The sequence below is a fragment of the Neorhizobium sp. PAMB6716 genome (genome assembly GCF_058242805.1).
On the sequence record NZ_CM177835.1, the window covers coordinates 528,223 to 550,714 of the forward strand.

A 22,492-nucleotide genomic window follows, 5' to 3' on the forward strand; every position below is an offset into this window, starting at 1 on the left:
AGATGCGATGTGTCCTGAACAAGGTTCTTGGACGTCGCATATCCGCCCGAGCCTGATCCAACTATTTCTGTTCGCAGAGGGAGTCTCCATTCATGAAAAGCCATGCCAGAGTCGTCGTCATCGGGGGGGGGGTCGTCGGCTGTTCGGTGCTTTATCACCTGACGAAATTCGGCTGGACCGATGTGGTGCTGGTGGAACGGGCCGAGCTGACGGCGGGCTCAACCTGGCATGCGGCCGGCGGCATGCACACGATCAACGGCGATCCGAACGTTGCCAAGCTGCAGAAATACACGGTCGAGCTTTACAAGGAGATCGAAGAGTATTCCGGTCAGGATATCGGTCTGCACATGACCTCCGGCCTGATGCTGGCGGCAACGCCTGAACGTTTCGACTGGATGAAATCGCTGCTCGCCAAGGGCAAATATGCCGGCGGCGAGGCGCGGCTGATTTCTGCCGAAGAAGCCTATGAGATGATGCCGCTGCTGGACCCCAAGCAGTTCGTCGGTGCCGTCTTTGATCCACATGAAGGCCATCTCGATCCCTATGGCACCACCCATGCCTATGCGAAATCGGCCAAAAAGAACGGTGCCGAGATCTACCTGCACACCAAGGTCGAAAACCTCATTCCGCTGGAAGACGGCAGCTGGCGGGTGATTACCGACAAGGGTGATATCTATGCCGAGCATGTGGTGAACGCCGCCGGCCTCTGGGCGCGCGAAGTGGGCCGCATGGTGGGTGTGGAACTGCCGGTTCTCGCCATGGAGCATATGTATCTCATCACCGAGGATATGCCCGAGGTGATCGAGTTCAACCGCTCCACCGGCCGTGAACTGATGCATTGCGTCGATTTCGACGGCGAGATCTATATCCGCCAGGAGCGCAACGGCATGCTGATGGGGACCTATGAAAAGGATTGCCGCCCCTGGTCGCCGCTGGAAACCCCCTGGGATTTTGGCCCTGAACTTTTGCCCGAAGATCTGGAGCGGATCAGCGGCGAGCTGGAAGTGGGCTTTCGCCATTTCCCTGCCTTCAACAATGCCGGCATCAAAAAGATCGTCAACGGCCCCTTCACCTTCTCGCCGGATGGCAATCCGCTGGTAGGCCCGGTGCGCGGGCTCACCAATTACTGGTCGGCCTGCGCGGTCATGGCCGGCTTCAGCCAGGGCGGCGGAGTCGGGCTGGCGCTTGCCAACTGGATCATCGAGGGCGATCCGGGCTTTGACGTGTTTGCCATGGATGTCTGCCGTTTCGGCGATTACGCAACGCCCGCCTATACCAATGCCAAGGTGCGCGAAAACTATTCGCGCCGCTTTTCCATCCGTTATCCGAACGAAGAACTGCCCGCCGCCCGCCCGCTGCTGACGACGCCGATCTATGACCGGCTGAAGGCGGAAGGGGCGGTATTCGGCGCTTATGCCGGGCTTGAAACGCCGCTGTGGTTTGCGCCAGAGGGTGTCGAGGACAAGTTCTCGTGGCGCCGCTCCAGCGATTTCGAAACGGTGGGGGCGGAAGCCAAGGCTGTGCGCGACAGCGTCGGCCTGATGGAAACCTCGGGCTTTGCCAAATATTCGGTGAGCGGCGAGGGGGCCGCCCAATGGCTGGATATCATGCTCGCCGGTCGGCTTCCCTCCGTCGGCAGCATGGCACTCGCCCCGATGCTGAACGAGGCGGGCAAGCTGATCGGCGATTTTACCATCGCCAACATGGATGGCGACGAATTTTTGCTGATCGGCTCCGGCATTGCCGAGGATTACCACATGCGCTGGTTCGAGGAGCATCTGCCGGAGGACGGTTCGGTGGTGCTCGGCGCGCTGGGCCTTGGTCTCGTCGGGCTGTCGGTTGCCGGCCCCAAGGCGCGCGCCGTGCTGCAGAAACTCACCCATCTCGATCTCTCCAACGAGGCCTTTCCCTTCATGTCGATCCGCGAGATGGAGCTGGGCATGGTGCCGGCAATCGTTGGACGCGTGAGCTATACCGGTGATCTCGGCTACGAGATCTGGCTGCGGCCGGAATACCAGCGCAGCCTGTTTGAGGTTCTCATGCAGGCCGGGGAAGAGTTCAACATCCGTCTGTTTGGCCTCAGGGCGCTGAATGCGCTCAGGCTGGAAAAGGGTTTTGGCAGCTGGTCGCGTGAATATCGCCCGCTTTATGGCCCGATGGAAGCAGGCCTTGGCCGGTTCATTGCCTTGAAAAAAGACGTGAATTTTATTGGGAAGATGGGGGCGATAGAGGAAAAGCTGGCCGGCGGCACCTTGCGGCTGATTACCCTTGGCGTGGAAGCGCACGATGCAGACGTGCTCGGTGATGAGCCGATCTCGATCCATGGTTCGGTTGTCGGCTGGGTCACATCCGGCGGTTTTGCCCATGCCTCCGGCGTGTCCGTTGCCATGGGGTATGTGCCGAAGGAGTTTGCGACGACGCGTGAGGGCTGGCAGATCGAGGTGCTCGGCGAAATGCTGCCGGCCCGCCTGATCACGCAGGCCCTGTTTGATCCGGATGGTCAGCGGATGCGGGGCTGAAGCGCTGCCAAAATGATCAGCAGATGCCGTTTTTATGGCGCTGATGATTTTATTTGCGGCATTGCACGGGAAAGTGCGGGGAAACTGTGGCGGTTGTGGCTTTTTGACTTCACATTTCAAGTGAAAGCGGTATCAATTCGACAAAACCTAAGAACCCGTAAGGGCCACACAGACTAGAGGCACGATCGAATTTAACGAATCGCGCCCGGGGGAAAAATATGGAGTATTTTATCCAGCAGCTCTTAAACGGGCTGACTCTTGGATCGATCTATGGCCTCGTGGCAATTGGCTACACGATGGTTTACGGCATCATCGGCATGATCAACTTTGCCCATGGTGATATCTTCATGCTCGGCGGCTTTGCCGCCCTTATCGTTTTCCTGATCCTCACCTCGTTTTTTGCCGGTATTCCCGTGGCGCTGGCGCTGCTGGTCATGCTGGTCGTTGCCATGCTGGTGACGAGCCTGTGGAACTGGACGATCGAGCGTGTCGCCTACCGTCCCTTGCGCGGTTCCTTCCGCCTTGCGCCGCTGATCACCGCGATCGGCATGTCGATCGTGCTGTCGAACTTCATCCAGGTCACGCAGGGCCCGCGCAACAAGCCGGTTCCGCCGCTGGTCAATGATGTCTACCACTTCGGCACGATCACCGTGTCGCTGAAGCAGATCCTCATCGTCATCGTCACCAGCGTGCTGCTCGCCGCCTTCTGGTATATCGTCAACAAGACGCCGCTCGGCCGCGCCCAGCGTGCGACGGAACAGGACCGCAAGATGGCAGCCCTGCTCGGCGTCGACGTGGATCGCACCATCTCGATCACCTTCGTCATGGGCGCCGCGCTCGCGGCCGTCGCCGGCACCATGTACCTCATGTATTACGGCGTCGCCTCGTTCAACGATGGCTTCATTCCGGGCGTCAAGGCCTTCACCGCAGCCGTTCTCGGTGGCATCGGCTCGCTGCCGGGTGCTGTTCTCGGCGGCCTTCTGATCGGCCTCATCGAATCCCTGTGGTCGGCCTATTTCTCCATTGCCTACAAGGACGTGGCGACCTTTGCCATTCTCGCTTTCGTTCTGATCTTCAAGCCGACCGGCATTCTGGGCCGACCTGAAGTGGAGAAGGTGTAACATCATGAGCAATGCAAATTCTCCGGCGACCGATGCGGCGCCGGGCCTCATGGCGAAGGCGCTCCGCGAGGGCCTCTTTGCCGGCCTGCTGGCGTTCGGCATGTTCCTTCTTTATGTCGGCGTTGAAACCTACCAGAACATCGACAATGCGCTGGTCTGGCGCATGCGCTGGGGCCTTCTGGCCGTATTCGTGGCGATTGCGGCCGTCGGCCGCTTCCTCGTCGTCGGTTTCATCCGCCCCAACATTGATCGGCGCAAGCTGAGCAAGGCCAAGTCCGGCCTTCTGGAAGTGTCCGAGGACAAGGGTTTCTTTCACCGGCATTTCCTCAAGATCGCGATGATCGCGCTCGTGCTCTATCCGCCTGTTATCGTCACCCTCTATGGCGTGCAGGGCTCGCTGAAATTCGTCGACAATTTCGGCATCCAGATCCTCATCTACGTGATGCTGGCCTGGGGTCTGAACGTGGTCGTTGGCCTCGCCGGCCTGCTCGATCTCGGTTATGTCGCCTTTTATGCGGTGGGCGCCTATTCCTACGCGCTTCTGTCGGACCATTTTGGCCTGTCCTTCTGGGTGCTTCTGCCGATGGCGGGCATTCTGGCGGCCTTCTGGGGCATCATTCTCGGCTTCCCGGTGCTGCGCCTGCGCGGCGACTATCTGGCGATTGTCACGCTCGCCTTCGGTGAAATCATCCGCCTCGTGCTGATGAACTGGTCGGAAGTCACCGGCGGTACGGCGGGAATTTCCGGCGTCGCCAAGGCTTCGATCTTCGGAATCTATTCCTTCGATGTCGGTGCCCCCAACAACTTCGCCAAGGTGTTTGCCCTGCCGATGTCCTCGGCCTATTACAAGATCTTCCTGTTCTACGTGATCCTGGCGCTTTGCATGGTCACCGCTTACGTCACGATCCGGCTGCGCCGCATGCCGATCGGCCGGGCCTGGGAAGCGCTGCGCGAGGACGAGATCGCCTGCCGTTCGCTCGGCATCGATACGGTCAAGACCAAGCTGACGGCCTTTGCCATCGGCGCGATGTTCGGCGGCTTTGCCGGGTCGTTCTTTGCTGCCCGCCAGGGTTTCGTGTCGCCGGAAAGCTTCGTTTTCCTGGAATCGGCGGTCATTCTGGCCATCGTCGTTCTCGGCGGCATGGGCTCGCTCACCGGCATTGCCATTGCAGCCGTCGTCATGATCGGCGGCACCGAGGCGCTGCGCGAGATGGAATTCCTGAAACACATTTTTGGGCCGGATTTCACGCCGGAACTTTACCGCATGCTGCTCTTCGGTCTGGCCATGGTGGTGGTCATGCTGTTCAAGCCACGCGGTTTCGTCGGCTCGCGTGAACCCACGGCCTTCCTCAAGGAGCGCAAGTCCGTATCCGGCAGCTTCACCAAGGAAGGTCACGGCTGATGACATCCGCAAATGAGACCATGACTTCGGATACCATTCTCAAGGTAGAGCATCTGTCGATGCGCTTCGGCGGCCTGATGGCGATCAACGACCTCTCGCTGGAGGTCAAGCGCGGCGAAATCACCGCGCTGATCGGCCCGAACGGCGCCGGCAAGACGACCGTCTTCAACTGCATCACCGGCTTCTACAAGCCGACGATGGGCATGATCACCCTGCGCCAGAAAGCCGGCAAGGAGTTCCTGCTGGAACGCCTCACCGATTTCGAGATCACCAAACATGCCAAGGTGGCGCGCACCTTCCAGAACATCCGGCTGTTTTCAGGCCTCACGGTTCTTGAAAACCTGCTGGTCGCCCAGCACAACAAGCTGATGAAGGCGTCTGGCTACACGGTAATGGGCCTCATCGGCCTCGGTTCCTACAAGCGCGAGGCGGAAGCCTCGATCGAGCTTGCCCGCCACTGGCTGGAACGGGCAGACCTCACCGACCGCGCCGATGACCCCGCCGGCGACCTTCCTTACGGTGCCCAGCGCCGTCTGGAAATTGCCCGCGCCATGTGTACCGGCCCGGAGCTTTTATGCCTCGACGAGCCGGCCGCGGGCCTTAACCCGCGCGAATCGCTGGCGCTCAACACGCTTTTGAACGGTATCCGCGATGAGACCGGAACCTCCATCCTGCTCATCGAACATGACATGTCGGTGGTGATGGAAATTTCCGATCATGTGGTGGTGCTGGAATACGGGCAGAAGATTTCTGACGGCAACCCGGATCACGTCAAGAACGATCCGAAGGTGATTGCCGCCTATCTCGGCGTTGAGGACGACGAGGTGGAAGAAGTCATTGCCGAAGAACTCGACGGGGGCACGCTGTGATGGCCGTCAACACGATCAAAGCCGAACCTCTCCTGAAGGTCAGCGGCGTCGAAACCTATTACGGCAATATCCGTGCGCTCTCCGGTGTCGATATCGAGGTCAACAAGGGTGAAATCGTCAGCCTGATCGGCGCCAACGGCGCCGGCAAGTCAACGCTGATGATGACGATCTGCGGCAGTCCGCAGGCGCGCACCGGGACCGTCGTCTTCGACGGAACCGACATCACCCGCACGCCGACGCATCTGATCGCCCGCCAGCGCATTGCCCAGTCTCCCGAGGGACGGCGCATCTTTCCGCGCATGACGGTCTATGAGAACCTGCAGATGGGCGCCGGTCTCGACCAGTTGAAATATTTCAACGAGGACGTGGAAAAGATTTTCACGCTGTTTCCGCGTCTCAAGGAAAGACAGTCCCAGCGCGGCGGAACGCTGTCGGGTGGCGAGCAGCAGATGCTCTCCATCGGTCGCGCGCTGATGGCCCGCCCAAAGCTTCTGCTGCTGGATGAGCCGTCGCTGGGCCTTGCACCGCTGATCGTCAAGCAAATCTTCGAGGCGATCAAGGTGCTGAACGAGAAGGAGGGGCTGACCGTCTTCCTCGTGGAGCAGAACGCCTTTGCGGCGCTGAAACTGTCGCACCGCGCCTATGTGATGGTGAACGGCAAGGTGACCATGAGCGGATCGGGCCGGGAACTGCTGGCCAACCCGGAAGTGCGGGCCGCCTATCTGGAAGGTGGACGGCATTGATCGCGCACATCTCCATCCGGGCCGGGGCAACAAACCCCGTCCTGCCGTCTTTCCGTCAAGCGTCAGGGAGAGCTTGAGATGCAGGGACTTTTTTTCGAAAGCGATACCGGCGCGCGGTATGTCCTGCGGTTCATCGTCTTGATGATCGGACTGTGGACGGCCTGGCGCACCGGCAAGGCGGTTGCCGAAAGCTGGAAGGATTATCCGATGGTGATCGGTTACGTGCTTCTGCTCGGCGTCCTCCTGCGGTTCCTGCATTTCTCGCTGTTCCAGGGACCTTTCCTCAGCATCGGTTTCTACGCGCTCGATGTCGTGCTGCTGCTGATCGTGGCAACAGCAGGTTTCCGTCATCGCCGCACCCGCCAGATGGTGGAAAACTACTACTGGCTTTACGAAAAAAGCTCTGCTTTTTCGTGGCATAAGAAGAATTGACAGGCTGAGGCTTTCGGCTTCAGACTGCGATAAACAGGGAACACGTTTCCGGCGCGAGAGTGTGGTGGGTCTCGCGCAGGTTTTAATTCAAACCCGCTCAAAAACTGGGAGTAACACAATGAAGAAGTCTCTTCTTTCGGCCGTGGCACTGACAGCCGTCATGGCATTCAGTGGTTCGGCCTGGGCCGATGTCCTCGTCGGCATCGGTGGCCCGCTGACGGGTCCGAACGCAGCCTTCGGCGCACAGCTCCAGAAGGGTGCCGAACAGGCCGCAGCCGACATCAATGCTGCCGGCGGCATCAACGGCGAAAAGATCAAGATCGTGCTCGGCGACGACGTGTCGGACCCGAAGCAGGGCGTTTCGGTTGCCAACAAGTTTGTAGCCGATGGCGTGAAGTTCGTCGTCGGTCACTTCAACTCGTCGGTTTCGATCCCGGCCTCTGAAGTCTATGCCGAAAACGGCATCGTGCAGATCACACCGGCCTCGACCAACCCGAAGTTCACCGAACGGGGCCTGTGGAACACCTTCCGCACCTGCGGTCGTGACGACCAGCAGGGTGCCGTTGCCGGCGAATATATCGCTTCAAAGTTCAAGACCGCCAAGGTTGCCGTCGTGCATGACAAGACCACTTATGGTCAGGGTCTTGCCGACGAAACCAAGAAGGCCATGAACAAGCTTGGCATCAAGGAAGTCATCTACGAAGGCATCACCGTCGGCGACAAGGACTTCTCCGCCCTCGTGTCGAAGATGAAGGAAGCCGGCGTCGGCATCGTTTATTTCGGCGGCCTGCACACCGAAGCCGGTCTCCTGATGCGCCAGATGGCGGACCAGGGCCTCAAGGCTCCGCTGATGTCGGGTGATGGCATCACCTCCAACGAACTGGCCTCGATCGCCGGCGACGCCGTCAACGGCACGCTGATGACCTTCCCGCCGGATCCGCGCACGAACCCGAACGCCAAGGACATCGTGGCCAAGTTCCGCGCTGCAAACTTCGAGCCGGAAGCCTACACGCTCTATTCCTACGCTGCCCTGCAGATCTTTGCTGACGCCGCCAAGGCTGCTGGCAGCAATGATCCGACCAAGGTTGCTGAAGCGATGAAGGCCAAGGGTCCGTTCAAGACCGCCATCGGCGACATCGGCTTCGACGCCAAGGGCGACATCACCCGTCCTGACTATGTCATGTACGAGTGGAAGAAGGGCGCTGACGGCAAGTACAGCTACTTCCAGATGTAAGATTTTTGGCAGGCGGGAAACCGCTGCCAATATCAACGGAAAGCCCGGCTCGCGCCGGGCTTTTTCATGTCCGGCCGTGGCTGGCGATGCGCCGGATCAGTTCGCGAGATGGGCGAGCACGAAATCAGCACGCTGCGAAACCGAGGTCCTGGGCAGGATGACGGGCTCGTAGCCGAGCGTGGGATAGACGGCGCATAGCCGCTCATATTCCGCCACCGCCTCTTCAAACCCGTGCTGACGTTCCCCGTCGGTCACATAGATTTCCGGCCAGGGCGGCGTGAGGAAAACCCGACCGTGGTAACGATGCTGGCGGCAGAGGTCGAACATCACCCGGTCATCGCCTGTCGCATGGGCAAGGGCTGACGCCGCATCCACCAGCCCGCGATCAAAGAACACCCAGCCGGTTTTGTCGGCCATCGCCGCCCGATCCGCAATCGAGAGCGTGATGGCGCGCCGCGCAAAGGCCGGAAGATCGCTCCAGGGGAGGGCCGTGCCTCCGGATGCCAGTTCCCGCACCACGACACGGCGCCCGGGCTCCGGCACGGTTGCAAAGCCGCGACGCTGCAGTTCCTCAAGAAGCGTTGACTTTCCGCCGCCCGAGCAGCCGGAGAGAATAACGAACCCAGACATGAACGGTCTCCTCTGTACCATTTTCAGGTTGCAAGGTCGGACATCGAATGCCGTTTCCCCGCGTGATAAGTGTGTTGACTGTTATGAGGCATAGCAATAATTTGACACTTGCCTGAAATGCGAGCGTTGCGAAAACGTGCTGCCGCACAGGGCCGTGCCTTGGAGGAGGTGCGATGGGATTGGCCGGCGAACCCAGTTGGATGAGGGGTCGACGGCACTGGAGGTGGCGGCCGCTCCAAGCCTGCCCGAGGATGGGAGAATTTCACGATGACGAACACCATTGCGCTCCGCACCCGCGGAGGGCGAGCGCTGACGCTTGCCTTCCTGGCGGCCATAATCGAGGGATTTGACTTGCAGGCCGCAGGCGTCGCGGTGCCGAAACTTGTACCGGCCTTCGGCCTGACGCCGCCGCAGATCGGGCTTTTTTTATCTTCGGCAACATTCGGGCTGATTTTTGGCGCCCTGTCCGGAGGCTGGATTGCCGACCGATGGGGGCGCCGGACGGGGCTTGTGCTCTCGCTTTTGACCTTCGGCATCTTTTCGGTGGCAACCATTTTCGCCACCAGTTTCGATCAGTTGCTGGTGCTGCGGATCCTGACCGGTGTCGGCCTCGGTGGCGCCTTGCCCAATCTCATCAATATCGCCGCGGAATCGGTGGAGCCCGGCCGTCGCGGCTGGGCAGTTTCCATCATGTATGCCGGCGTGCCGCTCGGTGGCGCCATTGCCAGTGGCGTTGCAACGCTTGGCCTGCATGGCGACGACTGGCACAGCATCTTTCTGGTGGGCGGGCTGATGCCGCTGCTGCTCGCACCCTTCGTACAGGTCATGTTGCCACCGCTGGCCGTGGTGCGCCAGAAGGCGTCTGCCGCGACCGTGCGTCTTCGCACCCTGTTCCAGCCGGAAACGCTTGTGGGGACGTTGCTTCTGTGGCTTTCCTTCTTCCTCGGCCTCATGGTCGTTTATGTGCTTCTCAACTGGATGCCGCAACTGCTCGTCGCCCGCGGCCTGACCAAAAACGAGGCATCCCTCGTGCAGTTGCTGTTTAATGTCGGCGGCGTGGCGGGCAGCCTGATCGGCGGTCGCATCTTTGACAGCCCACGGCCGGTGATCCCGGTGCTTCTTGCCTTTGCTGCCTCGGCTGCAGCGCTCATCATGCTCGGCATTCTGCCGGCTGAACTGGTGCTGATGCTGGTGGGGGGCGTACTCGTGGGAGGCGCGATCCTCTGCATGCAGGCTATTCTTTATGCCACGGCGCCGCAATGTTATCCCTTCGAGATCCGCGGCACCGGCGTCGGCATCGCGATTGCCGTCGGGCGCCTCGGCTCCATCGCCGGACCGCTGTTCACCGGCCTTCTGGTGGCGGCCGGGGCAACGCCGACGCAGGTGATGTTTGCGCTGGTTCCTTTGACGGTGCTGACCGGCACGTTCACTGTCGTACTTCTGTTTCGCCGCACCCGCCGCCCGGCTTTCGCCTGAAGCCCGGCCGCCTGCGGCCCTTCATAGTCCACATCAGGTCCGCAGCACTATCGCGGGCCTGATCGCATCTCGGGCGCTCGCGGTTTAGACTTCGTGCAGCACATGGGCGGCCTTTACTGCCGCAGACGCCCGGTTTTCAACACCGAGCTTCACATAGATCTGTTCCAGATGTTTGTTCACGGTGCGCGCCGAAAGCCCGAGGATATCGCCGATATCCTTGTTGGACTTGCCCTTGGCAATCCACAGCAGCACTTCGGATTCGCGTGTCGTCAGCGGAAAATGCTCGCGCAGCACCGCATCGTCGGCGCGGTTGTTCTGGCCGGTCACACGAAACAGATATTCGTCGGCCCCGATGGCGCCGAGGAAGGCAAATTGCAGGCTGGCTTCGCCGGCCTTTGTGAAGGCAAACGAGGCATCGCGGGAAAAGCCCGGTTTTTCACGGCCGCCCATCCAGGCTGCAATATGCTGCACGACGATATCAAGCCCGTCATCGCTGCCGGTTGCCGCGTTGATGAGGCGCGTTGCCTGCGGGGTGGACCAGTGCAGCTGGCCATTTCCCTTCACCGCCAGCAGGTGCCGGCCGGCGGCATCCAGTGCCACACGCGCGCTCTGGGCGGAGCGGGCGTTCGACAGATGCACGCGGATGCGCGCGCGCAACTCGTCGATATTGATCGGCTTGGTGAGGTAATCCACACCGCCGCAATCGAGCGCATTGACCACATGTTCGGTTTCGGTCAGCCCCGTCATGAAGATCACCGGCACCTGTGACACGGCCGGATTGGCCTTCAGCCGCCGGCAGGTGGCAAAACCGTCCATGGCCGGCATCACGGCATCGAGCAGGATGAGGTCGGGCGTGATACGCTCGACAATGTTGAGCGCCGATTGGCCGGATGTGGCGATCAGCACGGAAAAGCCGGATTGCTCCAGCGCTTCGGTCAAGAAACCCAGCGCCTCGGGACTGTCATCCACCAGAAGCACGATGTCGCGGGGCTGCTCGCTCTTCATGTCAGGCATCGTCGGCGACCCTTTCCTCGCGGAACCGGTTGAGGAAGCTGAGATATCCCGCCAGATCGAAGGACTGGATATAGGCCCCGGCCGCCGTGGTAAAGGGCTGGTTTTCCGGCAGTTTGTCGAGATCGGCCAGTTTTGCCTCGATGCCGCGGACATAACCGATTTCGCCGAGCTGGATCAGGTCCTGCAGATGCGTTTCGCCGGGGCTTTTGAGCACCGGAACCGGCGGCGGCGGTTCGGGTTCAACGTCGCCCTCGTAGATCCAGGTGAGGCCAAGATGCAGCGCCAGCTTGTCGGAGAGCTGGCGGATATCGACGGGTTTTGCAATCGTATCGCTATGGCCATCGCCGTCGCGGATGGTGCTCGCGCCATCGCCGATATTGGCTGACAGCATCAGGATCGGCGCCGTCTGGCCGCTTTCGCGCAAGCGCTCCACCAGCTGCCAGCCGTTCATGCCGGGCATCAGGATGTCGACGAGGAAAAGATCCGGCTTCACGCCTTCGATCAGTGTGAGGCATTCGGTGGCGCCATTGGCCGTCAGCACGACGAAATCGAGCGGCGACAGCACTTCGCGCATCAGGTCGCGGTGGTCCTCGTTATCGTCAACCACAACAAGCGTGCGGCGCGGGCCGGTATAGGAGACGATCTTCTTTTCCGGCGCGGGCATCGTGCTTGGCCGGTCGATGGCCGAGAGCATCAGGCGGACGCGAAAGGTTGAGCCTTCGTCTTTTTTGCTTTTTACCGAAATCTCGCCGCCCAGCGTATTGGTCAGAAGCTGGGTGATGGTGAGGCCAAGGCCAAGCCCCGGCATTGGCCGAATGTTTTCCGCCTCGCCCCGCTGGAACGGCTCGTAGATGCGCGGCAGGTCCTTTTCGGCAATGCCGCGCCCGGTATCGGACACGGTAAAAGTAGCGACCTGACTGCGATAGGCGACCTCGAAGGTGACGGTGCCCTGGTCGGTAAACTTGATGGCGTTGGAGAGGAGATTGACGAGGATCTGGCGCAGGCGCTTTTCGTCGCTTCGCACATAATGCGGCAGGCTGCGGGCGCGGATATGGGTGAAGGTCAGGCCCTTCGCCTGCGCCTGCGGGCGAAACATCTCGACGATCTGGTCGAGAAACTCCTGGATGTTGATCTCGTTCGAATAGACCTGCAACCGGCCGGCCTCAATCTTGGAAATATCCAGCAGCCCGTCGATGAGGCCGGAGAGGTGGTCGGCCGAGCGCTTGATCACCTTGATGGCGGATTGGCGCGGGGCAGGGATGCTCTCGTCGCGCTCAAGAATCTGCGCATAACCCATGACGGCGTTGAGCGGCGTGCGCAGCTCGTGGCTGAGGCCGACAACATAGCGGCTTTTGGCGCGGTTGGCGGCTTCTGCCGTTTCCTTGGCCTTCTGCAGGGCGGCATCGGTTTTCTTGTGGGCTGCGATTTCTTTGAGCAGCAGCGTGTTCTGGCGCGAGGATTCTTCTTCCGCCACCACCCGGCTGTCATGGGCCAGCACATAAAACCACGAGACGATGCCGGCGATGATGGCAAAGACGAAAAAGACGATGAGAATGGTGCCGTAAACCACCTCGGCATTGGCCGGCGTCGCCTCGCTCACCTGATAGGAGATCATCGCCATGATGCCGCCGATCAGCGAAATCGAGAGGATGGCGGTCATGGCGTAGCGGCCAAGCCGCGTCATCAGCCTCTCGACGATGTGATCGGAGAGGAAGGAACGCGCCACGCTGCCGATCTGCGCCTTCATCTGGGCTTTCGGCTTGCACATGTCGTGGCAGCGGCTGTCGAGCGAGCAGCAGAGCGAACAGATCGGCGCCGCATAGGCGGGACACCAGGCCATGTCCTCCGGCTCGAACGGGTGTTCGCAGATCGAGCAGGTGATGGCGGTGAGGTTCTTCCAGGCATGGCGCGGTTTGCGTGCGAGATAGAAACGTCCGCGCGTGCCCCAGGCAATCAAGGGCGAAAGCAGGAAGGCTGACAAGGTGAGGAAGGTGGAGAGCGAGGCGGCGAGTGGCCCGAAGGTGCCGAAATGGGCAGACAGCGCAATCGCCGTTGATCCCAGCATGGCGCCGAGGCCGACCGGGTTCAGGTCATACAGATGCGCCCGCTTGAACTCGATGCCCGGCGGCGACAGGCCGAGCGGCTTGTTGACGAAGAGATCGGCGGAAATCGTGCAGAGCCAGGCCATGGCGATGATGGAAAAGATGCCAAGCGTCGCCTCCAGCAGCCGGTAGATGCCAAGTTCCATCAGTAAAAGCGCGATCGCCACGTTGAAGATCAGCCAGACAACGCGGCCGGGATGGCTGTGGGTGAGGCGGGAAAAGAAGTTCGACCAGGCAAGCGATCCCGCATAGGCGTTCATCACGTTGATCTTCAGCTGTGAGACCACGACGAAGGCCGCCATCAGCAAAAGCGCAGCCGTTTCGTTCGGAAACATGTAGCCGAAGGCGGTGAGATACATATGGGCGGGATCGCCGGATTCGCGCACCGGCACGCCGGTGGAAAGCGTCAGCACCGCCAGAAACGAGCCGGCCAGAAGTTTTGGCACGCCGACCACCACCCAGCCGGGGCCGGCGAGAAAGATCGCCAGCCGGTGGCGCCATTTCTGCTGGCCCTCCGCCGGCAGGAAGCGCAAAAAATCCACCTGCTCGCCGATCTGCGGCATGAGCGCCAGGATCACCGCGGAGGCGGCACCGAATTCCAGAAGGTTAAACGGGGCTGCCCCGCCCACCTGCGCGTTGGAATGATTGATGCCGGCAAAAGCCCGCCACAGATCGAACTTCTCCCAGTCCATGGTGGCGATGAAGATGAAGGGCAGGATGTTGAGCACGATCCAGAACGGCTGGGTGATCAGCTGGAAACGCGAGATCAGTTGCACGCCATAGATGACGAGCGGGATCACCACGGCTGCACTGATGATGTAGCCGATGGCGGGCGGTATGCCGAGCGCAAGCTCCAGCGCGCCGGTCATGATCGAGGCTTCGATGGCAAAGAGCATGAAGGTGAAGCTGGCATAGATCAGCGAGGTGATGGTGGAGCCGATATAACCAAAACTAGCGCCGCGCGTAAGAAGATCGATATCGACGCCGTGGCGAATGGCATAACGACTGATCGGCAGGCCGACCACCAGCATGACGGCGGCGGCTACCAGAATGGCAAAAAAGGCATTCGTCGTGCCGTAGGACAGCGTGATCGCGCCGCCGATGGCCTCCAGCGCCAGAAAGGAAATCGCACCGATGGCGGTCTGGGCAATGCGGGTGGAGGAGAAGCGACGGGCGCTCTTGGCGGTAAAGCGCAGCGCGTAATCTTCCAGCGTCTGATCGGCGACCCAGCGGTTATATTCGCGCCGGACGGGAATGATGCGTTGCCGCGCGGTCATGCGTGCTCTGGCGTCCTTTTGGGCATGGCGAGTGTTTAGGCACTTTTATGCGTTCAGCCTGCTTTTGCAAGCGCAAACGCCGCTGCCACAAGTCTGCCACAGGTCCTTGTAACGGATGGGACACGCGCCTTTTTGCCCCGGCGTGCAGAATGCCCTGAAGGGTGAATTTCCAAGACTGCCCGGCAGGTCCCGTCAACCGTGTTCGATGGCCATCCCATGACAACAGCGCTCGATTCCGCCGCATCGCATGCCGAACAGACATTTGGAACCCAGGGCCTCCAGCCGATGGATCGCCCCAGCCGCATCACCCGCTTTTTCATGGGCATCGTCGCCTGGGCCGAGCGGTTGAATTTTAAATATGCAAGGCTCGGCAATCCGCCGGTTTATGACACCGCGACCTTTCCATGGGCGGTGGAAATCGAGAAGGCGGCACCGGCCATTCGCGCCGAACTGGACCGCATTCTGGTGCGCCAGGATGAACTGCCGTCCTTTCAGGATATTTCCGCCGACGTGAAGACGATCTCCACCGACAACCGCTGGAAGACGTTTTTTCTCCTCGGCTTCGGCGTGAAATCGGAACAGAACATAGCAGCATGCCCTGCGACATGGGAGGCCATGCAGAAGATTCCCGGCCTCACCACGGTGATGTTTTCCATCTTCGAGCCGGGAAAACATCTTCCGGCCCATCGCGGCCCTTATAACGGCGTGCTGCGCCTGCATCTCGGCCTCATCGTCCCGGAACCGCGTGAAAAACTTGCGATCCGCGTGCGCGACGAGATCTGCCACTGGGAAGAGGGCAAGGTGCTGATCTTTGACGACGCCTATGAACACGAGGCCTGGAACCACACGGACAAGACCCGCGTGGTGCTGTTCGTGGATTTCGTCAAACCGCTGAAATTTCCCTCCCGCCTCGTCAACTGGCTGCTGATGCACATGGCCGTCTTCACCCCGTTCATCCACGAGGGGCTGGATAACCACAAGGAATGGGAGAAGAAGTTTTATGCCGAAGCGGAAAAACTGAGGAACCGGCCGAACTGACGAGCCGCATCACCTCGTTTGAGCAAAATGCGTTTGGGACAGGCGCTTGTGAAAGCACCGCCACAAAGGCACTTCGGATCCGCACGGTGGCCAGCACGATGACCACCGGTGTCGCCGATCCGGTGTCATCGGTCCCGAGAGCGCGAGCGCGCGATCCAGTTTCGGATGTTATCGCAGAAGCGGCCAGAGGGTCGCAACGAGCAGCAGGCCCATGGCGATATTGAACCATTTCAATCGTGACGGCTGTGTGAGGAACTGGCGAAGCGCCACGCCGAAGCCGGCCCAGACCGCGACGCTCGGCAGGTTGACAATGGCGATCACGACCGTGATCAGCAAGATCGACGCAAAGGGACTGTCGGCCTTGGCATAGGCCGCCATGGCGGTCACCGCCGCAATCCAGGCCTTCGGGTTTACCCATTGGAATGCCGCCGATTCCACTAGGGTCAGCGGTCGGGCAGCGTCCGTATCACCGTTGGAGATTGTCCGGGACATGCCGATCCGCCAGGCGAGATAGAGGAGATAGGCGCCGCCGGCGATCTTCAGCGCCAGACCGATCGGCGGCCAGGCCGTGATCAGGGCGCCGAGCCCGAAACCGACGGCCAGAAGCACGGTGGAAAAACCCACGGTAATGCCGAGGATCTGCGGCACCGTGCGCCAGAAGCCGAAATTGGTTCCTGAGGCAAGCAGCATGAAATTGCTTGGCCCGGGCGACACCGAGCCGACCAAGGCAAAAAGGGCGACGGCGAGAACAGTCTCATATGGCATGACGTGGCACTCCCCTGCGGGGAGGCGGCCTCCCGGCGGCGTTCAAGATTGGGTCGGAACAGGAAACCAGGGTGGCGGAGCCTGAAGCCTGCCGCCCCATTGGTCGCTCAGCGCGTCGCAAGCGGGCAGCCAGTGTCAGCCGTGTGGCCTGTCATGCGGCTTCTCATGCGACCGGATGAGACAGGCTGCATCGAGTTGTTCCATTTCCCGGTGGTTTGTCGTGATCACCGCAGTCGGCACAGGCGAGACGCCCTGTCGACTGCCGGCATTCCGGATCACTAAGGAATGAATCGAGATGAGCGGGCAAGGTAAAGCCCGCGGCCCGTGCAACGGTGTTTGCCGATCGTCGTCACATCATGGCCCTGCGCATTCCTGTTGCCACGTCCCAATCATGGCGGAGGTTGCTGTGATCTGCTATTGTCAATATTGACAGTCTTGATAGGAATATTGCCATGAAAGTGCAGGTGCTGGCCCTTGATGGCGTCTTCGACACCGGTCTCTCGTCCATCCTCGATGTCCTCACTACCGCCAATGAACTCGCCATGATGCGCGCGCTCGATGTGCCGCCTTTCGAGGTCTCGGTCGTCGGTATGCGACGCGAGGTAAAAACGGCGCAAGGGTTTGGCGTTCCGATCTCGGCCATGCCGGCTCCGGCGGGAGGCGACTGGCTTGTGGTTCCGGCGATTGGCTACAAGATGCCGGACCTGCTTGTGCCGGCGCTGGCGCGGCCGGATGTCCAGGATGCAGCCGCCGCACTCAGGGAAGCAAGGGCCGGTGGCATCAATCTTGCCGCCGCCTGTATCGGAACCTTCGTGCTTGCCGAATCCGGACTGCTTGATCGGGAAAGGGCAACAACCACCTGGTGGCTTGCGCCGCTCTTTCGCCAGCGTTATCCGTCCGTTCGGCTGGAGGATGGGCGGATGGTGGTGAAGTCCGGTGCGCTGGTCACGGCCGGCGCGGCCCTTGGCCATGTGGACATGGCGCTCTGGCTGGTGCGCCAGGCGAGCCCGGAACTGGCAAACCTCGTGGCACGTTACCTCATTGTCGACAGCCGGCCGGCGCAATCGGCCTATGTCATTGCGGATCATCTCGCGCATACCGATCCTGTGGTCGAGAAGTTCGAACGCTGGGCGCGGGGCCGGCTGTCTGAAGGTTTTTCGCTTGACGATGCGGCCGATGCCGTCGGCGCCGGCAAGCGCACGCTGGCGCGCCGTCTGCAGCAGGTGCTTGGCAAGACACCGCTTTCCTATTTTCAGGATCTGCGCGTCGAGCGTGCCGTTCATCTGCTGAAGACCAGCGACAAAAGCCCTGATGAGATCGCCGGCATGGTCGGGTATGCCGATGGCGCAACGTTGCGGACCCTGTTGCGCCGCAGGCTCGGCCGCGGTGTGCGGGACGTGCGGGCGCGCGGCTGAGTAAGTCCCGCGGGAGCATCGAAACGCCGGGAACGGCTAAAGCGCGGATACGATGCCGCGAGCCAGACTTGGCGGATGAAGCGCTGCTGTCCGGCAGCTTGCAGTGATCTTCCCGTTTCGCCCCCTGCCTTACGTCATATGACGTATGTGGTTTTGCACTGCAGCGAACCATAGTTCCTGAAGCAACGACAAACGGCCGGTTCCAAGGCCCGTTGCCACCGAACAAGAAGAGGGGTTCGAACCATGAATTTCAAAGCCAGGCTTTCCGGCGCGATGCTCGCTGCCATCATGTCCACCACGTCCTTCCACGGCGCCTTTGCCGCAGACGACACCATCAAGATCGGCGTTCTCCATTCGCTGTCGGGCACGATGGCGATCTCGGAAACGACGCTGAAAGACGTCATGCTGATGCTCGTTGCCGAGCAGAACAAGAAGGGCGGCGTTCTCGGCAAGAAGCTTGAAGCCGTCGTTGTCGATCCGGCCTCCGACTGGCCGCTGTTTGCCGAAAAGGCCCGCCAGCTGATCTCCCAGGACAAGGTTGCTGCCGTCTTCGGTTGCTGGACCTCGTCCTCGCGCAAATCCGTTCTGCCGGTTTTCGAAGAGCTGAACTCCATCCTCTTCTACCCCGTGCAGTACGAGGGTGAAGAATCCTCGCGCAACATCTTCTACACCGGTGCCGCGCCGAACCAGCAGGCCATCCCGGCTGTCGATTATCTGGCTGAAAACGAAGGCGTGCAGCGCTGGGTTCTCGCCGGCACCGACTACGTCTATCCGCAGACGACCAACAAGATCCTGAAGGCCTACCTGATGTCGAAGGGCGTCAAGGAAGAGGACATCATGATCAACTACACGCCGTTCGGTCATTCCGACTGGCAGACGATCGTGACCGACATCAAGAAGTTCGGCTCGGCCGGTAAAAAGACCGCCGTTGTCTCCACCATCAACGGTGATGCCAACGTTCCCTTCTACAAGGAACTGGCAAACCAGGGCATCAAGGCCGAAGACATTCCGGTCGTCGCTTTCTCGGTCGGTGAAGAGGAACTGGCCGGTCTCGACACCACGCCGCTGGTCGGCCATCTCGCTGCCTGGAACTACTTCCAGTCCGTCGATGCACCCGTCAATGCCGAGTTCATCAAGGAATGGCATGCGTTCACCAAGAACGACAAGCGCGTCACCAACGACCCGATGGAAGCCGCCTATATCGGCTTCAACGCCTGGGTAAAGGCTGTGGAAGCCGCCGGCACCACCGATACGGACAAGGTTCTCGACAGCATCATCGGCGTTTCCGTGCCGAACCTGTCGGGCGGCACCTCCACCGTCATGCCGAACCACCACATCACCAAGCCGGTCCTGATCGGCGAAATCCAGTCCAACGGTCAGTTCGAAATCGTCCAGCAGACCCCGTCCGTGGTCGGCGACGAATGGTCGGATTACCTGCCGGATTCGAAGAACCTGATCTCCGATTGGCGCAAGCCCATGTCCTGCGGCAACTTCAACGTTGCAACGGGCAAGTGCGGTGGCAAGGGCAGCTGATCGGCCTGCTTCCGGTCCAGTGCCTGACACCTTGAGCGCGTCCCTCTCCCCGTCCGCCGGGGGGAGGGAGTTAGAACGTTGCCGGCCCCCGGCAGATGCCTTTTCGGCCCGGGGTGCTGCGCGACGAGAGGGGGCGATCTGATGTTACATCAATTTTTTCGGTTAATTTTGACGGTGCTTGCCGTGTGCGCGGTGTCTTTTACTGCCGCCGCCCAGAGCGACCCGAAAACGCTGTTCAACGAGCTGGGCAAGGCGGATTTCAAGCAGGCGGAAGTGCTGATCGGCCAGCTGGCGGCCAGCGGCGATCCGCGTGTCGTGCCGGCGCTTGAAGCCTTTAGCGAAGGCGATCTTTATGCCCGCAAATCCGATGGCGCCGTGTTCATCACCAAGGCCTCCGGCGCCAATCTGGCGCTGATCGATCCGCTGTCGGGAGAGACCGCCGGCGAGGCGCCGAAGGGCGCCATGAACAAGTTGAAGATCAATAACAGCCTTCGCCGCGTCATCCGCTCGGCGCTCGGTGGCCTCACGCTTCTGAGCCCCGACCGCAATGTGCGCCTGGAAGCTGCCGATGCGGTGCTGCGCTCGCCCAGCGCCGAAAACCTCGATCTGGTCGAGGCAGCCCTTGCCAAGGAAACCGACCGTGAGGTGAAGGCGCGCATGGAAGAGGCGCGTGCCGCCTCCGTTCTGTCGTCTGACCGCTCGCTCGACGAAAAACGCGCCGCGATCGAAACCGTCGCAAGCCTTGGCGGTCGCGGTGCTGTCAGCATCCTGATGACCGCCTCCGGTGCGCTCGATCCGGCCCTGAAGCCGGATGTCGATCGCGCCATCGGCAAGATCGAAAGCACGCTCGCCTTCTGGGATATGGGCCAGAACATCTGGTACGGCATTTCGCTCGGTTCCGTGCTGCTGCTGGCCGCCATCGGCCTTGCCATCACCTTCGGCGTGATGGGCATCATCAACATGGCGCATGGCGAGATGGTGATGATCGGCGCTTACGCCACTTTCATGGTGCAGGAGGTGATCCGCACGTCTGCGCCGCATTTGTTCGACTGGTCGTTGGCGATTGCCGTGCCCGTCGCCTTCCTCATCACCGGTGCCATCGGCCTTGTCATCGAACGCGGTGTCATCCGTTTTCTTTATGGCCGGCCGCTGGAAACGCTGCTGGCGACCTGGGGCATTTCGCTCATTCTGCAGCAGTTGATCCGCACCATCTTTGGCCCGACCAACCGCGAGGTCGGCAATCCCTCCTGGATGTCCGGCTCGTTTCCGCTGGGTGGCCTGTCGATCACCTGGAACCGGCTGTGGATCGTTGCCTTCTCGCTGTCGATCTTCTTTGGCCTGCTGCTCCTCATGAAGCGCTCCGCTTTCGGCCTGCAGATGCGCGCCGTCACCCAGAACCGCCGCATGGCCTCCTCCATGGGCATCCGCACCGCCTGGGTTGACGCTTTCACCTTTGCGCTTGGCTCAGGCATTGCCGGCATCGCCGGCGTGGCGCTGTCCCAGATCGATAACGTCTCGCCCAATCTCGGCCAGTCCTACATCATTGACAGTTTCATGGTCGTGGTCTTCGGTGGCGTTGGCAATCTCTGGGGAACGCTGGTCGGGGCCTTGTCGCTCGGCGTCCTCAACAAGTTCCTGGAGCCCTCGGTCGGTGCCGTGCTCGGCAAGATCCTGGTGCTCGTCCTCATCATCCTTTTCATCCAGAAGCGGCCGCGCGGTCTCTTCGCACTCAAGGGAAGGGCGATCGAAGCATGATCACGAGCTTTATCCTGCGTGCCCTCGAAGGCCGTATCGTTGTTGCCGTCGCCGTGCTTCTGGCGGTCGCCGTGCTGGTGCCAGCCGCCAATCTGCTGACACCGCCCGACAGCGCGCTGCATATCCCGACCTATGCCGTCTCGCTGATGGGCAAATATCTCTGCTACGCGCTTCTGGCGCTCGCACTCGATCTCGTCTGGGGTTATTGCGGCATTCTCTCGCTCGGCCACGGCGCGTTTTTCGCGCTCGGCGGTTATGCCATGGGCATGTATCTGATGCGCCAGATCGGCTCGCGCGGCGTTTATGGCAATCCGGAACTGCCCGACTTTATGGTCTTCCTCAACTGGAAGGAACTGCCATGGTTCTGGCATGGCATGGACATGTTCTGGTTTGCCATGCTGATGGTGCTGGTCGTGCCGGGCCTGCTCGCCTTCATCTTCGGCTGGTTTGCCTTCCGCTCCCGCGTCAACGGCGTCTATCTGTCGATCATCACCCAGGCGATGACCTATGCGCTGCTGCTTGCCTTCTTCCGCAACGACATGGGGTTCGGCGGCAATAACGGTCTCACAGACTATAAGGAAATCCTCGGCTTTTCCGTGCAGGCGGATGGCACGCGCGCCGTGCTTTTTGCACTCTCGGCCATCATGCTTTCGCTCTGCCTGATCATATCGTCGGGAATCGTGCGCTCGAAATTCGGCAAGGTGCTGGTCGGCGTGCGCGATGCCGAAAGCCGGGTGCGCTTCCTCGGGTTTCGCGTCGAAAACATCAAACTCTTCACCTTCGTCGTGTCTGCCATGATGGCGGGCATTGCCGGTGCGCTTTTCGTGCCGCAGGTCGGTATCATCAATCCCGGTGAATTTGCACCGGCCAATTCCATCGAAGTGGTGGTGTGGACGGCGGTTGGCGGGCGCGGCACGCTGATTGGCCCGATCATCGGCGCGATCCTTGTCAATGGCGGCAAGAGCTTCTTCACCGGCGCCTTCCCGGAAGCCTGGCTTTATGCGCTCGGTGCCCTTTTCATCGGCGTCACGCTGTTTTTGCCAAAGGGCATCGTCGGCACCATCCAGGCGCGGAAATCAGGTCGCAAAGCGATGAAGGCGGCAGTGGAGGCCGAAAAGGGTCGTACCGAAACACCGGCAGTAAATCCCATCCAGGCGGCGGAGTGAT

At 60.9% G+C, this 22,492-nt stretch carries 17 protein-coding genes; 13 read left to right on the forward strand and 4 right to left on the reverse strand.

The genetic code is table 11. The annotated features are described in order from the left end of the window. The first annotated feature begins 92 nt into the window (after positions 1 to 92). The 7 genes from AC4CWH_RS02510 (at position 93) to AC4CWH_RS02540 (ending at position 8,320) form a co-directional block, all read left to right on the forward strand. The gene (locus tag AC4CWH_RS02510) at positions 93 to 2,519 is read left to right on the forward strand and encodes a GcvT family protein (protein WP_491320238.1); all 2,427 of its coding nucleotides are present in this window, start codon (positions 93 to 95) and stop codon (positions 2,517 to 2,519) included. 218 nt (positions 2,520 to 2,737) lie between these two features. Beyond that, on the forward strand, positions 2,738 to 3,640 hold the full coding sequence (locus AC4CWH_RS02515) for a branched-chain amino acid ABC transporter permease (protein ID WP_491284053.1): 903 nt from the start codon (positions 2,738 to 2,740) through the stop codon (positions 3,638 to 3,640). 4 nt (positions 3,641 to 3,644) lie between these two features. Then, the gene (gene livM, locus AC4CWH_RS02520; RefSeq protein WP_491320239.1) at positions 3,645 to 5,042 is read left to right on the forward strand and encodes a high-affinity branched-chain amino acid ABC transporter permease LivM; all 1,398 of its coding nucleotides are present in this window, start codon (positions 3,645 to 3,647) and stop codon (positions 5,040 to 5,042) included. Continuing rightward, positions 5,042 to 5,911: an ABC transporter ATP-binding protein gene (locus AC4CWH_RS02525; protein WP_491320240.1), complete on the forward strand. Its 870-nt coding sequence runs from the start codon at positions 5,042 to 5,044 to the stop codon at positions 5,909 to 5,911. Before livM ends, AC4CWH_RS02525 begins: the two co-directional genes overlap by 1 nt. Further along, entirely contained in the window at positions 5,911 to 6,654 is a 744-nt protein-coding gene (locus AC4CWH_RS02530; protein ID WP_491320241.1) for an ABC transporter ATP-binding protein, read from the forward strand. The genes AC4CWH_RS02525 and AC4CWH_RS02530 overlap by 1 nt, the downstream gene beginning before the upstream one ends. 78 nt (positions 6,655 to 6,732) lie before the next feature. Continuing rightward, a complete protein-coding gene (locus AC4CWH_RS02535; RefSeq protein ID WP_491284057.1) occupies positions 6,733 to 7,086 on the forward strand; it encodes a DUF6867 family protein in 354 nt (117 codons plus the stop codon). Between the two features lie 118 nt (positions 7,087 to 7,204). Further along, entirely contained in the window at positions 7,205 to 8,320 is a 1,116-nt protein-coding gene (locus AC4CWH_RS02540) for a branched-chain amino acid ABC transporter substrate-binding protein (RefSeq protein ID WP_491320242.1), read from the forward strand. A gap of 96 nt (positions 8,321 to 8,416) precedes the next feature. Here the strand turns inward: AC4CWH_RS02540 and AC4CWH_RS02545 are convergent, their stop codons facing one another. Then, positions 8,417 to 8,950, reverse strand: a complete 534-nt coding sequence (locus AC4CWH_RS02545) for an AAA family ATPase (protein WP_491320243.1) — start codon at positions 8,948 to 8,950, stop codon at positions 8,417 to 8,419. 267 nt (positions 8,951 to 9,217) lie between these two features. Here AC4CWH_RS02545 and mhpT point away from each other — a divergent pair, with 267 nt between their 5' ends. Continuing rightward, positions 9,218 to 10,426 (forward strand): 3-(3-hydroxy-phenyl)propionate transporter MhpT, encoded by a 1,209-nt coding sequence (gene mhpT, locus AC4CWH_RS02550; RefSeq protein ID WP_491320244.1) that lies wholly within the window; start codon positions 9,218 to 9,220, stop codon positions 10,424 to 10,426. Positions 10,427 to 10,510: 84 nt separating this feature from the next. Here the strand turns inward: mhpT and AC4CWH_RS02555 are convergent, their stop codons facing one another. After that, positions 10,511 to 11,440 carry a response regulator gene (locus tag AC4CWH_RS02555; protein ID WP_491320245.1) on the reverse strand — a complete coding sequence of 310 codons (930 nt, stop codon included), beginning with the start codon at positions 11,438 to 11,440 and terminating at the stop codon, positions 10,511 to 10,513. Beyond that, positions 11,433 to 14,819: a hybrid sensor histidine kinase/response regulator gene (locus AC4CWH_RS02560; RefSeq protein WP_491320246.1), complete on the reverse strand. Its 3,387-nt coding sequence runs from the start codon at positions 14,817 to 14,819 to the stop codon at positions 11,433 to 11,435. The genes AC4CWH_RS02555 and AC4CWH_RS02560 overlap by 8 nt, the downstream gene beginning before the upstream one ends. A 216-nt stretch (positions 14,820 to 15,035) precedes the next feature. On the opposite strand from AC4CWH_RS02560, the gene olsC reads away from it, so the two are divergent. Next, positions 15,036 to 15,857 carry an ornithine lipid ester-linked acyl 2-hydroxylase OlsC gene (gene olsC / locus AC4CWH_RS02565; protein WP_491320247.1) on the forward strand — a complete coding sequence of 274 codons (822 nt, stop codon included), beginning with the start codon at positions 15,036 to 15,038 and terminating at the stop codon, positions 15,855 to 15,857. 168 nt (positions 15,858 to 16,025) lie between these two features. Here the strand turns inward: olsC and AC4CWH_RS02570 are convergent, their stop codons facing one another. Then, on the reverse strand, positions 16,026 to 16,622 hold the full coding sequence (locus tag AC4CWH_RS02570; RefSeq protein WP_491320248.1) for a LysE family translocator: 597 nt from the start codon (positions 16,620 to 16,622) through the stop codon (positions 16,026 to 16,028). A 452-nt stretch (positions 16,623 to 17,074) separates the two neighbouring features. On the opposite strand from AC4CWH_RS02570, the gene AC4CWH_RS02575 reads away from it, so the two are divergent. The 4 genes from AC4CWH_RS02575 to urtC all read left to right on the forward strand — a co-directional run bounded on the left by AC4CWH_RS02575 (position 17,075) and on the right by urtC (position 22,491). Beyond that, the gene (locus tag AC4CWH_RS02575; protein ID WP_491320249.1) at positions 17,075 to 18,037 is read left to right on the forward strand and encodes a GlxA family transcriptional regulator; all 963 of its coding nucleotides are present in this window, start codon (positions 17,075 to 17,077) and stop codon (positions 18,035 to 18,037) included. A gap of 243 nt (positions 18,038 to 18,280) precedes the next feature. Then, positions 18,281 to 19,570 (forward strand): urea ABC transporter substrate-binding protein, encoded by a 1,290-nt coding sequence (gene urtA / locus AC4CWH_RS02580; RefSeq protein WP_491284066.1) that lies wholly within the window; start codon positions 18,281 to 18,283, stop codon positions 19,568 to 19,570. Positions 19,571 to 19,711: 141 nt separating this feature from the next. After that, positions 19,712 to 21,325 (forward strand): urea ABC transporter permease subunit UrtB, encoded by a 1,614-nt coding sequence (gene urtB / locus AC4CWH_RS02585; RefSeq protein WP_491320250.1) that lies wholly within the window; start codon positions 19,712 to 19,714, stop codon positions 21,323 to 21,325. Continuing rightward, positions 21,322 to 22,491 (forward strand): urea ABC transporter permease subunit UrtC, encoded by a 1,170-nt coding sequence (urtC, locus tag AC4CWH_RS02590; RefSeq protein WP_491320251.1) that lies wholly within the window; start codon positions 21,322 to 21,324, stop codon positions 22,489 to 22,491. The genes urtB and urtC overlap by 4 nt, the downstream gene beginning before the upstream one ends. Position 22,492: the final 1 nt, after the last annotated feature.